We start from the raw sequence: 277 nt of genomic DNA on the forward strand, positions 1-277 counted from the left end.
AGAGCGGTTTGCTTCTCTTTCCCCTTCTTGACACCTACCGTTTCCAGTCCCTCCACCGTTGTGCTCGCAGGCAGGATTTCCTTCACTTCAAAGTTCTCAAAACCGTAGTCCAAGACTTTACGGGTCTCTTTGAAACGATCAGCATTGCTTTTGGTACCCATAACAACGCTGATCAGGCGAACGCCATCGCGCTCAGCCGTTCCGGCAAAGCAGTATCCCGCCGCACTGGTATGTCCCGTCTTCAAGCCATCTAGTCCTTCATAAGCATACGCACGGA

At 52.0% G+C, this 277-nt stretch carries 1 pseudogene; it reads right to left on the reverse strand.

Annotated features, from left to right (window positions below):
* Nucleotides 1-277: pseudogene (locus ACFRAK_RS29740) on the reverse strand (D-alanyl-D-alanine carboxypeptidase); the annotation flags it as partial.

Source organism: Peribacillus sp. NPDC056705, from assembly GCF_043656335.1.